At 42.2% G+C, this 15,801-nt stretch carries 12 protein-coding genes; 2 read left to right on the top strand and 10 right to left on the bottom strand.

Features of this window, described 5'->3' with window-relative positions; all coding sequences use genetic code 11:
• Positions 1-190 precede the first annotated feature (190 nt).
• Positions 191-1,333, bottom strand: a complete 1,143-nt coding sequence (locus O0550_RS18020; protein ID WP_258426992.1) for a cysteine desulfurase family protein — start codon at positions 1,331-1,333, stop codon at positions 191-193.
• A 31-nt stretch (positions 1,334-1,364) separates the two neighbouring features.
• On the bottom strand, positions 1,365-1,784 hold the full coding sequence (gene cymR / locus O0550_RS18015; protein ID WP_003338326.1) for a cysteine metabolism transcriptional regulator CymR: 420 nt from the start codon (positions 1,782-1,784) through the stop codon (positions 1,365-1,367).
• A 112-nt stretch (positions 1,785-1,896) separates the two neighbouring features.
• On the opposite strand from cymR, the gene O0550_RS18010 reads away from it, so the two are divergent.
• Complete coding sequence (locus O0550_RS18010) at positions 1,897-2,070, top strand: hypothetical protein (protein ID WP_003338327.1); 174 nt, start codon at positions 1,897-1,899, stop codon at positions 2,068-2,070.
• A 306-nt stretch (positions 2,071-2,376) separates the two neighbouring features.
• On the opposite strand, the gene O0550_RS18005 is transcribed toward O0550_RS18010, so the two are convergent.
• The 6 genes from O0550_RS18005 to O0550_RS17980 all read right to left on the bottom strand — a co-directional run bounded on the left by O0550_RS18005 (position 2,377) and on the right by O0550_RS17980 (position 10,583).
• Entirely contained in the window at positions 2,377-3,693 is a 1,317-nt protein-coding gene (locus O0550_RS18005) for a replication-associated recombination protein A (protein ID WP_258426991.1), read from the bottom strand.
• Between the two features lie 330 nt (positions 3,694-4,023).
• Entirely contained in the window at positions 4,024-4,779 is a 756-nt protein-coding gene (locus O0550_RS18000) for a tRNA threonylcarbamoyladenosine dehydratase (RefSeq protein ID WP_258426990.1), read from the bottom strand.
• A 319-nt stretch (positions 4,780-5,098) separates the two neighbouring features.
• Complete coding sequence (gene aspS, locus O0550_RS17995) at positions 5,099-6,895, bottom strand: aspartate--tRNA ligase (protein WP_003338331.1); 1,797 nt, start codon at positions 6,893-6,895, stop codon at positions 5,099-5,101.
• Between the two features lie 47 nt (positions 6,896-6,942).
• Positions 6,943-8,208, bottom strand: a complete 1,266-nt coding sequence (gene hisS, locus O0550_RS17990; RefSeq protein WP_003345352.1) for a histidine--tRNA ligase — start codon at positions 8,206-8,208, stop codon at positions 6,943-6,945.
• A gap of 430 nt (positions 8,209-8,638) precedes the next feature.
• Positions 8,639-10,141, bottom strand: coding sequence for a coproporphyrinogen III oxidase (locus tag O0550_RS17985; RefSeq protein ID WP_258426989.1), 1,503 nt, complete (start codon positions 10,139-10,141; stop codon positions 8,639-8,641).
• Positions 10,142-10,409: 268 nt separating this feature from the next.
• A complete protein-coding gene (locus O0550_RS17980) occupies positions 10,410-10,583 on the bottom strand; it encodes a hypothetical protein (protein WP_003338334.1) in 174 nt (57 codons plus the stop codon).
• Between the two features lie 171 nt (positions 10,584-10,754).
• On the opposite strand from O0550_RS17980, the gene O0550_RS17975 reads away from it, so the two are divergent.
• Positions 10,755-12,644, top strand: coding sequence for an SH3 domain-containing protein (locus O0550_RS17975; protein WP_258426988.1), 1,890 nt, complete (start codon positions 10,755-10,757; stop codon positions 12,642-12,644).
• 100 nt (positions 12,645-12,744) lie between these two features.
• On the opposite strand, the gene dtd is transcribed toward O0550_RS17975, so the two are convergent.
• Together dtd and O0550_RS17965 are read right to left on the bottom strand one after the other, a co-directional pair.
• Complete coding sequence (dtd, locus tag O0550_RS17970) at positions 12,745-13,182, bottom strand: D-aminoacyl-tRNA deacylase (protein WP_003338336.1); 438 nt, start codon at positions 13,180-13,182, stop codon at positions 12,745-12,747.
• Between the two features lie 112 nt (positions 13,183-13,294).
• Complete coding sequence (locus tag O0550_RS17965) at positions 13,295-15,478, bottom strand: RelA/SpoT family protein (RefSeq protein ID WP_003338337.1); 2,184 nt, start codon at positions 15,476-15,478, stop codon at positions 13,295-13,297.
• Positions 15,479-15,801 lie beyond the last annotated feature (323 nt).

Raw genomic sequence — 15,801 nt, 5'->3', positions numbered from 1 at the left:
GCTCGAACTGCTTTATTAAGCTTTTTATAAGTAAAAATTCATCGTAAAAAAAATTCCACTATCCGATGTGATAGTGGATGTGTGCTACTTTATTGTACTTTGCTGAAAAGGGTTTTGACAACTTGATTCGAACAAGCGTTCCAAACCTTTCACAACTAATTAAGCTGATAACAAACCGTATATTTATTCTTTATTTTACTAAGCGCTTTACGATCTGTACAATTTTTTGAGCTGCTGTTATTACTTCTTCTGTTGTATTGGTCATGCCAAAACTAAAGCGAATTGCTGTATTTGAGCGCTCCTTGGGCAAATTCATAGCTGTAAGCACATGAGATATCTCCAACGAGCCTGATGTACACGCAGAACCACTTGCTGCTGCGATACCAACCAAATCTAGATTAAACAGCATTGTCTCCGTATTTACCCCTAAAAAACTAACATTTAAAATATGGGGCAAAAATTGTTCCTCATGACCATTTAGCTCAAAAGCAATACCTGCTTCCCTAAAAACCTGTAGCATAGCTTCACGCATATCTAAATATTTTTGTCGACGCTCTTCCCGGTCGGAACGCATTAGCTCGATCGCTTGAGCAAACCCTACAATACCAGCAAGATTTTCAGTCCCCGCCCGTCGCTTACGTTCCTGTGCTCCCCCGTGTAAATACGGAGTAATTGTCGTTTTACGTCCCATGCACAACGCACCAACACCTTTTGGTCCATTGATTTTATGGGCAGATAACGAAATTAAATCGACAGGTAGCTCATTTGCTTTAATGCGCAATAAACCAAAGGCTTGTACACAATCTGAATGAAATAGAATTCCTTGCTCCTGTAAAAAGCTCCCGATTTCTTGAATGGGTTGAATTGTCCCAACCTCATTGTTTCCATACATAATAGAAACCAAAATGGTATCGGGACGAATCGCTTTTTTAACATCGTCTAGGCTAACCATTCCCGTTTTATCCACTGGTAAATACGTTACTTCAAATCCCATTCGCTCTAAATGCTCACAAGCATGCAATACCGCATGATGCTCGATCTGAGTTGTAATAATATGCTTACCTTTTTGTTCATTAGCAAGCGCTCCACCGATCAATGCCATATTATCAGCTTCTGTTCCGCCACTAGTAAAAATGATTTGACTGGGATCAGCCCCGAGAAAGTCTGCGATTGTTTCCCGTGCTTTTTCCAATGCTTTACGTGCTTCACGGCCAAATCCATGAATACTGGATGGATTTCCATATACCTCAGAGAAATATGGTTGCATGGCCGTTATCACTTGCGGATGAACAGGAGTCGTTGCTGCATTATCCAAATAAATGTGTGAGTTCATGTTCTAATCCCCTACTTTATAATCTAACAACCTAAATGTAGAACATATAATTATCAGTGCGTCCATCATCTTGATAATTGATGAGGTCCCGCAATGTAGTGGAGTCAATTACAGACGTTATACTATCTCGAATGCGCAACCATAGATAACGTTTTGCCGGATCCTCTTCCTCCGCAAACTCCACAGGACTAATTGGACCTTCTAGCACTCGTAAAATATCTCCCGATGTAATATCATCAGGTGATTTTGAGAGCACGTAGCCACCATAAGCCCCTCGGATGCTTTTTACTAACCCTGCATTTCGCAGGGGAGCGATTAATTGCTCTAAATAATGCTCAGATAATTCATGCCTCTGAGCAATGCTTTTCAATGAAATAGGGCCGTCCCCATGGCGGGTGGCTAGCTCCATCATAATCGTTAAGCCGTAGCGTCCCTTAGTCGAAATTTTCAACGTTAACAACTCTCCTCTATGTTTCACTGTACGTCTCTGACAAACTTCCCTGAATTTGTAGCACATGAGTTGCTTGCTTTCGGTCAAAATATGGTCAGGGAGGTGAGCTTATATGGCAACCAATAAGCGTTCCGAACGTGGACGAAACCATCCATCTGACGTTCTTTATGAAGTACCAGCCGGAACCATTGCTCACAAAGCAAGATTTGGTGCAAGCAAAATTAGCAAGCAACCAAATGAGAACGGAGATTTACCGAATAAACCGGGCGGAAATGTACGGACGTAAAAACAATAAGAATGAATTGGCCTTCTTTTGCCTTACTAAAGCTTTGTACTTTCCCGACAGATTCCTTTATCATTATTTTTTTGGAAAAATATTCGTTCCTACATGTAATGTAGTATTTTAACGCCCATAGTCATGTACTATGTAAGAAACCCTTCTCGCATGCTATTACTTCGATTTCTCTTGCTCAGAGGGTCGAAGTTCTTCTTTTTCTTAAAACAAAGAATGATCAGTACGCTCTAGTTGTTTTTTATTACGATAAATATAAACTTTTCCCAAAAGAATGTAAAGGCATCGGAATAATAGGGGTTAGTTCCGAGATGCTTGACGCTTTTGAATTTCTGCCTCATATCCTATCGGCTTAGGCTCATAAAATTTCTCTTCTACACCCTCAGGCAAATAGCGCTGTTTCACATAGCCTTCGGGATAATTATGCGGATATAGATACCCTTCCCCGTGCCCTAACCTAGCAGCCCCTTTATAATGGCGATCCCGTAAGTGAACAGGTACGGGCTTATGCCCCTCTTTTTGGACATGCATAAGCGCTTGGTTAATGCCCATGTAAGCTGCATTACTTTTCGGAGCAGTTGCAAGATAGGTAGTGGCTTGTCCTAAGACAATGCGCCCCTCTGGCATACCAATTAATTCAAGAGCCTGAAAGCAAGATACAGCAACGGATAAAGCTTTAGGATCAGCATTACCGATATCCTCTGATGCAGAGATTATTAAGCGGCGTGCTATAAAGCGCGGATCTTCCCCTGCATCAATCATCCTTGCTAACCAGTACAATGCGCCATCTGGATCGGACCCTCTAATAGACTTAATAAAGGCGGAAACGGTATCATAATGATTATCTCCGCTTTTATCATAGCGGACAGCTCTACGCTGGATTGATTCTACGGCCACATCCAACGTAATGACAATCTCTCCTGCTTCATTTAGTGGTGTAGTCGTTGCTGCTAATTCCAATGCATTTAATAAGCGACGAGCGTCTCCTTCTGCATAGTGCATAAGATGTTCCTTGGCTTCTGGTGTCATTTTAACCCGTAATTCTCCAAGCCCTTCAAGCTCATCCGTTAATGCTCTATCAATAACTTGCCCCAAATCCTCATCTGTTAGGGATTGTAAGGAAAAAATTTGTGAACGAGAGAGCAACGCTGCATTGACTTCGAAAAAAGGATTTTCTGTTGTTGCTCCAATCAAAATGACCGTTCCCTCCTCTACATAAGGCAACAGCGCATCCTGTTGAGATTTATTAAAACGGTGGATCTCATCAATAAATAACGTAGTACGCTGGTTATTCATTACTAAGCGATCCTTCGCTTCCTCTACGATACGGCGAATGTCTGCTACTCCTGCAGTAACCGCATTTAATTCACTGAAGTGCGATTTAGTTGTACGTGCTATGACTTTTGCTAAGGTTGTTTTTCCTGTGCCCGGGGGTCCGTAGAAAATTAAAGAAGAGATTTGATCTGCTTCAATAGCTCTTCGAAGCAGTGATCCTTTAGCTAATATATGTTGTTGACCAACTACTTCATCTAGATTTTTTGGTCTCATTCGTGCCGCAAGCGGCTTGGTGCGCCCTTTGGAATCTTCCTGTTCATGGGCGAAAGAAAATAAATCCATCCTTCTCAACCCCAATCTGGTTTCTTCAAACGATTTGCAACTATAATCTGTCTTTTGTTACCATAACCTTAAACTATCATCCTGTTCATTTTACTTAGAAAACCAAGCTACGCCAAGTTTCGAAAAGGTAAGTAACAAGGCAAGCTGATGCTTACTACCATCAATCAAATCATTATCTTATAGATCACAATTGCTTCAAGACATAAAAGAAAGCTTTCCTTCGGGTAAAGAAAGTAGCGCAGAAAAGCCCGAAGGCCTCTGCGCTATCCATTTCAACATTGTGAATCACTTATTTGTAAAAGGCGTACTACATCTGGGCACTCTTTTTTGCTACCCTTTTTTCGGTACCCAGCCAACTATATCTTGAACAACCACACTAGCTAAAATCAAGCCTGCCACAGATGGCACAAATGCATTACTTGCCGGCGGTTGTTTTACTTTACGAATAGGGGAATCCGGATTTTGAACAATCTGTTCCCGTACATCCGTACGAATTGTTACAGGGATTTCCTTAGAATATACCACTTTAACACCCTTATAAATGCGTGCCTTTTTAAGCTCACGACGAATTACCTTAGCAATAGGGTCATAGCTGGTTTTAGAGATGTCCTCCACTTCAAAACGCGTTGGGTCCATCTTATTAGCTGCTCCCATACTAGAGATGATTGGGATATTACGTTTTTTTGCTTCCAGGATAACATGAATTTTTGCAGACACGGTATCCATAGCATCAACAATATAATCTAGCTTATGCTCGAATAGACGAGGAGCTGTTTCATCGTCATAGAACATCTGAAGCGTCAGTACCTCGCACTCTGGATTAATGGAGTGGATACGCTCTTTCATTAGCTCTGTTTTTTGTTGACCAATCGTGTGTAAAGTAGCATGAATTTGTCTATTAATGTTTGTGATGTCAACGTCATCTTTATCAATTAGGATCAGTTTTCCTACGCCAGTACGTGCTAAAGCTTCTACTGTGAAGGACCCTACTCCACCGACACCAAGCACGGCAACGGTACTGTTCCTCATTTTCTCCAAGCCCTCTGGACCAAATGCCAGTTCACAACGCGAGAATTGATGTAACATGTTCACTAACAACCTTTCCTACATTCATCTATTTTGCAAGTAGCATTTAATCTATAATTACAGTTTCATGTCATCCATATATGACCTAGTAATCTTCTCAGATTTATACTTTTTATACAATCATAAAAATAGTGACATTCCGATTATACCTAGCAATAGGCTGATATTCAATTCCTATTATTCCACTAGGACTCTAAGTGGTTGTCGAATCAGACATATGCTAGCACATTGAATTCTACAAAGCAAACAAAAAACAGGTCCAACCAAAAGACTCCTTGCCTTGGTTGGACCCATTTGCCCAAGTAAATTTACTTGTTTGTTATTTGTTTGTTACTTCTTCTTTTTTCTCTTCTTCAATAGTTGCAATAAACAACTGTTTCAATTGACTTTCGTCTACTTGACTTGGAGCGTTAACCATTAGGTCACTAGCGCTTGCCGTTTTCGGGAAAGCAATTACTTCGCGTAAGTTCGTACGTCCAGCAAGCAACATTACCAAACGGTCTAAGCCTAGTGCGATACCACCATGTGGAGGTGTACCATATTCAAACGCATCCATTAAGAAGCCAAATTGCTCTCTTGCTTCTTCTGGACTGAATCCAAGCGCAGTAAACATTTTCTCTTGTACGTCACGTTTGTAGATACGCATGGAGCCGCCGCCCAATTCATAACCATTTAGAACTAAGTCGTAGGCTTGTGCGCGAATTGCACCTGGGTCTGTTTCAAACAGATGCAAATCTTCGTCTTTTGGACGAGTGAATGGATGGTGCAGAGCTACATAACGTTTAGCCTCCTCATCCCACTCTACCAATGGGAAATCTACTACCCATAGGAAAGCAAACTTACTGTGGTCAATCAAGCCTAGTTCAGCACCTAGCTTGCTGCGTAGAGCACCTAGAGAATCTGCTACTACTTTCGGTTTATCAGCTACGAACAACAATAGATCGCCTTCTTCTACTAGCAAGCGCTCTTTAATTGCTGTAACTTCTTCTTCAGAGAAGAATTTAGCGATTGGCCCTTTTACTTCGCCATCTTTAAATGCAATCCATGCTAAACCTTTTGCTCCATAACGTGAAGCGAATTTGCCTAGATCATCAACATCTTTACGTGAATAATGCCCGCAACCTTTTGCATTAATCGCTTTTACTTGTCCACCGGCCTCTACTGTGCTTGCAAATACTTTAAAGCCGCTATCCTTCACAAGATCGGATACGTTGGTCAACTCCATGCCAAAACGAATATCTGGCTTGTCAGAGCCAAAGCGATCCATCGCTTCTGCATACGTTAAGCGAGGGAATGATGTCCCTACATCTGTACCAACTGTTTCTTTAAATACATGTTGAACCATTTCCTCCATCATTGGCAATAGCTGTTCCATTGGCAAGAAGGATGTTTCAATATCGATTTGAGTAAATTCTGGCTGACGGTCAGCGCGCAAGTCCTCATCACGGAAACAACGTACAATTTGATAGTAGCGCTCGAATCCGGAAACCATCAATAATTGTTTAAAAATCTGAGGAGATTGTGGCAACGCATAGAATTCACCTGGGTGTACACGAGATGGAACTAGGTAATCACGAGCTCCCTCTGGAGTGCTCTTCGTAAGCATTGGCGTTTCAATATCTAAGAAGCCCTTTTGATCCAAGAAATCACGGAACGCTTTTGTAGCTTTTGAACGTAAGTAGAATGCTTTTTGCATTTCAGGACGACGAAGGTCCAAATAGCGATATTTTAGGCGAACCTGCTCATCTACATCAATCTCATCTTCAATTAAGAACGGAGGGGTTTTCGCATCGTTTAAAATGGTAATCTCCGTTGCTAGCAATTCGAATTCGCCAGTTTTAATTTTCGGGTTCACTGCTTCCGGTTCACGATTGATCAGCTTACCTTTTACAGATAAGACATACTCGCTACGCACACGATCTGCTTTTTCCCATGCTTCTTTATTTACTTCTGGGTTAAACACCACTTGACAAATTCCTGAGCGATCGCGCAGATCAATAAAGATAACACCACCAAGGTCACGACGCTTTTGAACCCAACCATTTAAAATTATCTCTTGTCCTACATGTTCTTTGGTTACTTCGCCACAATAGATAGTGCGTACATCAAATTTCATCGTTGGTCCCTCCAATAGGTCAATATTTCGTTCTTTTTTCTATATCCTTAACGTTTAGCCAATAGCCAATCGCTTACTTCTGCAAAACTTACTTCCTGCTGATCGCCGGTCGCTAGTTCTTTTAGCATGACCACGCCTTTTTCCAGTTCTGATTCGCCAATGATAGCAGCATACTTTGCTTCTACACGATCTGCTGCTTTTAACTGTGCCTTCATTTTACGGCCTAAATAGTCCATCTCTGCCTTAACACCCTTAGCACGCAGAGAATCTAACAACTGGAATGCCTTCGTTTTTGCTGTTTCAGATTGTAAAACGATGTAAGCATCTAGCCCTGTTTCAATTGGTAATTGAATATTTTGCGATTCTAAGGCCATTAACAAGCGTTCAATACTCATCGCAAAACCAATACCCGGCATATCTTCGCCGCCAATTTGTTCAACCAACCCATTATAACGACCGCCACCGCATAACGTTTCAACTGCACCAATCTCTGCCATTTTAATTTCAAAAGCAGTCAGTGTGTAGTAATCAAGACCACGCACCAGACGCGGGTTAATGTGGAACGGAATGTTGATTGCAGTAAGATATGCCTGCACCTCTTCAAAATGCTTTTTAGATTCATCACTTAGATAATCTAAAATAGAAGGTGCATCTTTTGTAAGGGTCTGACATTTTTTATTTTTGCAATCCAAAACTCGCAAAGGATTCCGATCAATACGTGATTGGCAATCTTCACAAAGCTCGTCTCGTACACTATTTAATACTTCAAGCAATGCTCCACGGTGACGGGCGCGATCTTCCAGAGTTCCTACACTGTTTAACTCTACGGACAAGCCTGTAAGCCCTAATTCCTGATAGATTCGCATTGCCACAGCAATTACTTCGGCATCAATTGCAGGATCAGCCGAACCGATTGCTTCCACTCCAAATTGAACGAACTGGCGGAATCGACCTGCCTGCGGACGCTCATGTCGGAACATTGGCCCTAAGTAATACAGTTTCGTAGGTTGATTGGGAACACCATACAATTTTTTCTCCACATAAGAGCGCACAACCCCTGCTGTGCCTTCAGGACGTAAGGTGAAATCCCCTTCTCCACGGGATTCAACGCTGTACATCTCTTTTTCCACTACATCCGTAGTCTCACCTACGCCTCGTCTAAACAGTTCTGTCTGCTCAAAAATGGGCGTCCGGATCTCTTGGTAATTGTAGCGTGTGCAAAGATCTCGCATCTTTCCTTCAATGTGCTGCCAAAGCTCCACTGTGCCAGGCATAATGTCTTGTGTACCACGTGGAATTTGGATTTTCGCCATGTGAGTCTCTCCTTTTTTGTTTTTTACGTGCTATATAAAAAGAATCCGTACAGGGCAAGTCAGGAAAAATAATTGTTAGAAAACACAAAAAATCTCCCGTCCTTGACATGCCCAACTTACGTACATGTCAGGGACGAGAGATTGTATTCTTCTCCCGTGGTGCCACCCTGCTTGGATATATATGTAATCATATCCCACTTCATTTTCATCGTAACGCCGATGCCGCGCCTTACAGTTACTCGTAGCAACGCTATCTTTCACTGGGGTCTTCAGGGAGGTCATTCGCCTAAACGTAATAGAGAAGCACTCTCAGCCACGATGCTTCCTCTCTAGCTATCCGTCTAAAGGTTACTTGGTCCCGTCATCAGATCAAAATATATTACAGATCATAGCAAAATCGCGAGTGAGCGTCAACTATACAATCACCCGATTATTTATCAGAGTAAAGCGCATCTAAATCCTGCACCTTTTTCTCAATTAACTGCTTATACGTATCATTATAGGTTTTCGGATCTTTCGGATTCGGCCAACGTGATAATACACCGCTACCAGGCCGCATCAATTTGGAGACAGCCCCACAGCCTAAGCCAAGAACCGTTTGCACTTCCTCCATCATAACGATGTTATAGATAGAGTCTTGACCTTGTAGCGCATAGCCAACATTTTCAAGATTGCCCAAAATGTTTTTTTGTCGATACAGATAGTATGGAACATATCCTTGTTTCTTGGCCCACTCTTCAGTCTCTTGCATCATGCTTAGTATCTCTTCACGGCTAGCCACCTGATATCTCTCTTTATTTTGGGTCATTTCCGAAGCACGTTTAAATGAAAGTGTATGGACTGTGAGAGAAGTAGGCATTAGCTTTTCAACCTCCTGAAGAGAATGCTTCATTTCCTGCATCCCTTCATTTGGCAGCCCTATGATCAAATCCATATTAATGTTCGTTAAACCCATCTCCATGGCCAATTTATATTTATCCACGGTTTCTTCAACTGTATGGTGTCGACCGATCGCTTGAAGGGTTTCTTGTGTAAACGACTGCGGATTGATGCTGATACGGTCAACCTTCCATTTTTTCATGATTTCAATTTTATCAGGAGTGATGGTATCAGGCCTTCCAGCTTCCACTGTTAGTTCACGCACTTTATCCATATGAGGAAAATGCTTATAAAGTGTAACAAAAAGCTCGTCTAACTCGTCAGCAGTAATACTGGTAGGTGTACCTCCGCCAAAGTAAATGGAGGTGATTACCAAGTCTTGGCGGGTCAACCAATCACCTATTAAGCGAATCTCTTCATGTAAACCTGCCAAAAATGGATTTACATTCCGGCGATGCACACCAATCGCATAAGCTGGAAACGTACAATACGCACATTTTGTTGGGCAGAATGGGATTCCAATGTAGACAGAGACTTCCCGATCTATTTTATATAAATCAGGAACAACATGTAGCTGACGATCCACTATCTCTTGTAAGAGCTGTAGTTTGTGGGGGCGAACCATATAGTCTTCGCGTAATTGGCGATGAGCCTCCTCGCGACTCAACCCAGATTGTAGCATCTTGTGAAGCAATTTAGTCGGTCGAATACCGGTCAAAATGCCCCATCCCTGCTCCATTCCAGTATGACGCTCCAGCAATGTTAATAGCGTATAGCTAATGGCTTGCTTAGCTGTTTTGCGCATACCTTTTTCGGAAAGCTCCTTATAGGGACGATCATACTCAAATGTATGCTTTTGATCGGCAAACAATAGATATCCAGTAGCATGGACGCCATCGGCTTGTGACTCACAGCACAGCTCTATCTTCATATCTTGATGGGAGCAATTCTCCCAATCTTGTACATAATGAATCGCGGGATCTTCATAGAACAGTGCGGCAATAAAGCCGATTTCACGTTCGAACTGATGACCCACGCATTTTATTTGCAACATGTTCTTCACCTGCTTCTTTCGCAATCCTTCTCATCTTACCTTACCAGCATAAGGTGGTCAATTTCAGAGAAGACACCAACTGTTCCCTTCAAAAATGGACGGATTTAGAAAGCCGTTCGTTTCATCAGAACGATTTGGCACAATCATTGCGAAAAAGAAGTACATGAGATTCCCTACTGGATCATTGATTTTCGCTACATGAAGCTACGCCCCTATCAAACGTAACTAGCTTGATTCCTGCACACGTTAACAGCTTTTCGCTACTTTGCTATTGTTTAGCACGCCGACGTAGTTCTTGTACCTCGCGGATGCTGATATGAAACTCCTGAGACATTTCTACATCGTTTAAAATGGCTTCTTTTTGCAAGAAATCATGAAAATCGACAGAAAAAATACGACGGTTTAATTCTTGAGCGAAACGTTCTTTATTGGATTGGCGCATGCTTAATCCCTCCTTGCCCTATTGTTTCCGCATGGGAAGATTTGCATGCATCTCGAAAAAAATGTCGAAAATTGCAGGAAAATCCAAGGTCTATGAAGAAGATTATTGTTTTGTGGAAAATTTGATATTCCGCTCGTAGGAATTATGAAAAACAGAAAGGATGGGACAAACGTGTTTTCTCGCAAGAAGATGATTATCGGACTTGCAACGTGTCTCACTAGCTTGGTCGCCCCCTTCCAAATGGTCTGGGCAGCCAGCCAGGTGCAGGTAACTGCCGATAATTTAAACATTCGCTCTGGTCCAGGAACCAACTATCAACTCGTAAGTTCCGTGCCTAAGTCGACAAAACTAACCGTTATATCAAAAAAAGATAAATGGATACAGGTAAAATTACCGAATGGCAAACAAGGCTGGGGATTGAATACATACCTTCAGGAGATTAAAGCAGCTCCTCAACCACCAAAGGTGATTTATTTACAAAGCACGGTTGATATGTTAAACATTCGGACTGCACCAAAGACTGATGCTCAAATCATTCAGGTAATGGATAAGACAAAAAGCTATAAAATGATTAAAAAGGAAGGCATCTGGGCACAAATTCAGGTGTCTGACAAGGTAACAGGCTGGATTAATGCTAAATTTGTAAAACATGCTACGCCGCCTACTACATCAGCACCCGTATCAGGAGCAACATCACCGGGTCAGAGTAATCAACCTGCTGTTGTATTGCCACCTGTAGAACCAACTGTACAGCCACCATCTACCAGTAGTATTAAAATCTCTGCAGTAACCAACGTGTATGCAGAGCCTAATGTCTCAGCCATGATTATCGGGCAGTTAAGCGCAGGGGATCAGGTAAGTAAATATTCGGAGTCAAATGGATGGGATCAAATCCTGTACAACGGAACAACAGCTTGGATTGCTAATCCAGCAGCTCCTAAAACCGGACAAGCAACACCTCCTCCGACACAGCAAAACCCTGCTACAGCTACATCAGGCTCTACGGTGAAGGTAACGGCAAATAATGTAAACATCCGAAGTCAGGCTAATACAACAAGCCAAGTTCTCACCCAAGTAAATAACGGAGTAGTTCTACCGGTACTGTCTCAAAGCAACAATTGGTTTCAGGTAAAAACTCCGGATGGGAAAACAGGTTGGATTGCCAGTTGGTTAGTTACGAAATCAACAGAAGCTCCTCCTACACTCGGAGTAGTTGATCCAAATGAACATAGGAACCAAAACTCTCTTCAGCCCTCGGTGCCAAGCAATAATCAATCAGAAATGAAAATCAAGGTGATAAACGAAGGCACAAATATTCGTTCTGGCCCTGGCACCCAATATGAACCGGTAGGTACTGTACAGGCAGGAGAAAGCTATTCGGTAATCAAAACAGAGGGCGATTGGTATCAAATTCGCCTAAAAGATAACTCAACAGCCTACATCGCTAGCTGGGTCGTTCAAAAGGAATCAACAGATATAGCCAATCTGCCTCCTTTAACCGGTAATGAAGCAGGAGGCAAATTGATTGTAATTGATCCTGGACACGGCGGAACAGATAGTGGCGCTGTAGGGACGACGTACAAGACGTTTGAAAAAGAGATTAACCTACAGGTTGCTCTGAAGCTAAAACAACGCCTAGAAGCTTCTGGAGCACGTGTCATTATGACTCGTGCCGATGATACGACTCTTACGTTGAATCAGCGTGTTCAGGTTGCTGTACAAAACAATGCGGATATGTTTGTAAGTGTCCATCACAATACACATCCTAACGCAGCTACCAATGGTACCATCATTTTTTACTATCACAAAGGAAAATCGATGGAATTAGCCCAAATGACTCAAAAAGAGATCATCGCGACAACTCAATATAAGGATTTAACATCCAGATTTGGTGATTTTCATGTTATTCGCGAGAATCCAAAACCAGCGATTCTTGCTGAAATCGGTTTTATAACCAATCCACAGGAAGAAGCTAACTTACGTGACGACCAGCATCAGCAAAATGCGGCGGAAGGGTTGTTCCGAGGCATACTACGTTACTTCCAGGTTTATCCAAGTTAGTTTTTTACACCAAAAAGCAGCTAGTCAAAAAATAGACTAGCTGCTTTCTTTCTAGGTATCGAGCTTACGCAAATTAACTAGCCCTTTTTTTCACCTGACATTAACTTTCAACAATTAATGTCACCGGTCCATGATTATGTATCTGCACATCCATCATTGCGCCAAACCGCCCTGTTTCTACATGAAGCCCTTTACTCCGCAGCATCTCATTAAACTGCTCATATAATGGTTCAGCGGCTTCTGGGCGAGCGGCTGCCATGAAATTAGGGCGACGACCTTTTCGACAATCTCCATATAACGTAAATTGGGAAATAGATAAAATTTGCCCCTTTGTGTCTTGAACAGAGTAATTCATCTTTCCCTCCTCGTCTTCAAAAATCCGTAAATTGGCTACCTTATCTGCTACAAACTCTACATCTTTTATCGTATCCTCATGAGTAATACCGACTAATAAAACCAGCCCTCGCTCAATTTTACCGACTACCTCACCATTTACGGATACACTAGATGCTTTTGCTTTTTGGACAACGACTCGCACTACTTATCACTCCGGTTCTGTTGTTTTGAATTTATGCCAGCATTTATGGTTATGTAAAGAAAAGACAGTGTCCCCAAGGAACCACTGTCTGCCACATAATAATAAAGATATGCTAGGTATTTAGAATTCGACGAACGGAATAAATATCTTTGATACGCTTGATCCGTTCTACCACACGATGCAAATGATCTATATTGTTAATACAGATTGTCATGTTGATCGTAGCTACCCGATTGCGGTCCGCTTTTCCACTCACAGCCGCTATATTGGTTTTCGTTTCCCCAACTACATGTAGCACATCGTTTAATAAGCCTGTGCGATCATGGCCAGTGATTTCTATATCTACATTGTAGTTTTGTTTCTGGTCACCTTCCCATTGTACAGGTATGAGTCGATCACTCTCTTCTACCGTCACATTCGGGCAATCCTTGCGATGAATGGAGACCCCTCGTCCCCTTGTAATAAAACCAATAATGTCATCCCCTGGGACCGGCGAACAACATCGAGAAATACGAGTCAACAAATTGTCTACGCCTTCTACGCGGATGCCTGTGTCGCTTCGCGTCTGCTTCTGGGTAGGTGCATGAGATTTAAATTCCTGAATAGTTTGCTGTTGTTGCTGTTGCTGTTCTTCTCGATCTCTACGTATTTTTTCCGTCAATCGATTGGCTACTTGTGCTGAAGTAAGCCCGCCATATCCGACAGCAGAAAACATATCTTCGTCAGATTGGAAATTAAACTTAGCTGCTGCTTCTTTTAAATTCTCGGCAGTCATGGTCTCTTTTAAATCAAAGCCGCGCGCTTTTACCTCAGCTTCAATCATCGATAGCCCTTTAGCAACATTTTCTTCGCGCTTTTCTTTCTTAAACCATTGCTTGATCTTATTGCGGGCATGGGCAGACTTTGCTATTTTGAGCCAATCTTGACTTGGACCATATGAATGCTTGGAAGTCAAGATTTCCATAATGTCACCCGTACGCAACGCAAAATCTAGCGGAACGATCTTGCCGTTCACTTTAGCACCAATGGTTCGATTGCCGACAGCCGAATGTATGCGATATGCAAAGTCCAAAGGAACCGAGCCTTTTGGAAGCTCCACCACATCGCCTTTTGGCGTAAAGACAAATACCGTATCAGAAAACAAATCCTGCTTGAGGGATTCCATGAATTCCTGGGCATTTGGTGTCTCTTCTTGTCCACCTTGAATAATCTCACGGAGATTACCAATTTTCTCTTCAAAGGAGCCCTGCACTTCTCCTTTTCCTTCTTTATAGGCCCAGTGAGCAGCGATACCAATCTCTGCTGTTCGATGCATATCCCATGTACGAATTTGTACTTCTAACGGTTCACCCTTTGGCCCGATTACAGTGGTATGCAGGGATTGATACATGTTAGCCTTTGGCATAGCAATATAATCTTTAAATCGTCCTGGCATAGGCTTCCATAACGTGTGCACAATTCCAAGGACAGCATAGCAATCACGAATATCATTCACAATGATACGTAAAGCCAGCAAGTCGTAGATTTCGTTAAACTGCTTATTTTGTGACACCATCTTTTTATAGATGCTATAGATATGCTTAGGTCTGCCAGCAATTTCCGCTTCAATATGCAACTCATGTAATTTATCAGTAATCATTGCTTTTGCTTCTGAAATGTACTCCTCGCGCTCCGTCCGTTTCTTCTGCATGAGGTTTACAATCCGATAATATTGCTGCGGATTCAAATAGCGTAGAGCTGTATCCTCTAGCTCCCACTTTACAAACGCAATCCCCAAACGATGAGCCAGTGGGGCAAAGATTTCTAGCGTTTCATCCGAAATTTCACGTTGTTTTTCCTCGGACATATGGCGTAACGTACGCATATTATGCAATCGGTCCGCCAATTTAATTAAAATGACCCGAATATCTTGTGCCATGGCTACAAGCATTTTACGATGATTTTCCGCTAACTGCTCTTCTTTGGATTTGTATTTAATTTTTTCTAGCTTTGTGACCCCGTCTACCAGATGTGCTACCTCTGACCCGAATTCCTTACGTAAATCATCCAACGTAATATCGGTATCTTCCACAACATCATGGAGAAAACCGGCAGCAACAGTTACTGCATCCATGTGCATATCCGTCAAAATGCCTGCAACCGCAATCGGATGCATAATATAAGGCACCCCAGATTTACGCACTTGGCCCTCGTGAGCTTTGCGTGCTAAATCATAGGCACGCTCCAGCATAGTAACGTCCTCGCTTGACATATAGCTATTCGCTTTGCTTAAAATTTCCTCGATGCCCGTAGTCATATTTCCCTTCCTTAATCTTCACTCTGAAGATGAAAACCGTCTATCTTTCCCTTAAACGTATTACCTTTTATTATCTGGTATGAAGGGGAGAATGTAAAGGTAATAATCTTCCATTCTCTACTTAAAACACACAAAATAGACACTTTCAGCTTGCGTTTCTCAGGTAAATCCACAAAAAAACCTCCGCAAGCGAAGGGGGGACTGACCCCCGTTTGTAGGACAGGGATCAAAACACCTTACAAGTTTAAGCAGCCAGTCGTCGGAATTCAACCGGTGACTGGTTGTTTAGTTTTGTTTGAATGCGAATTGAGTTATAGTAAGAG

The organism is Brevibacillus halotolerans (assembly GCF_026891775.1).
Taxonomy (GTDB): Bacteria; Bacillota; Bacilli; order Brevibacillales; family Brevibacillaceae; genus Brevibacillus_B; species Brevibacillus_B halotolerans.
The sequence above is the reverse complement of the archived record's forward strand: the minus strand, read 5'-3'. Positions and strand labels throughout refer to the sequence as shown.

Coding starts and splice junctions, on each gene's coding strand:
- O0550_RS18000 (WP_258426990.1), bottom strand. CDS start 4,779: ATGTTACATCAATTCTCGCGTTGTGAACTGGCATTTGGTCCAGAGGGC.
- hisS (WP_003345352.1), bottom strand. CDS start 8,208: ATGGCGAAAATCCAAATTCCACGTGGTACACAAGACATTATGCCTGGC.
- O0550_RS18010 (WP_003338327.1), top strand. CDS start 1,897: ATGGCAACCAATAAGCGTTCCGAACGTGGACGAAACCATCCATCTGAC.
- O0550_RS17980 (WP_003338334.1), bottom strand. CDS start 10,583: ATGCGCCAATCCAATAAAGAACGTTTCGCTCAAGAATTAAACCGTCGT.
- O0550_RS18020 (WP_258426992.1), bottom strand. CDS start 1,333: ATGAACTCACACATTTATTTGGATAATGCAGCAACGACTCCTGTTCAT.
- O0550_RS17965 (WP_003338337.1), bottom strand. CDS start 15,478: ATGACTACGGGCATCGAGGAAATTTTAAGCAAAGCGAATAGCTATATG.
- O0550_RS17985 (WP_258426989.1), bottom strand. CDS start 10,141: ATGTTGCAAATAAAATGCGTGGGTCATCAGTTCGAACGTGAAATCGGC.
- aspS (WP_003338331.1), bottom strand. CDS start 6,895: ATGAAATTTGATGTACGCACTATCTATTGTGGCGAAGTAACCAAAGAA.
- O0550_RS18005 (WP_258426991.1), bottom strand. CDS start 3,693: ATGGATTTATTTTCTTTCGCCCATGAACAGGAAGATTCCAAAGGGCGC.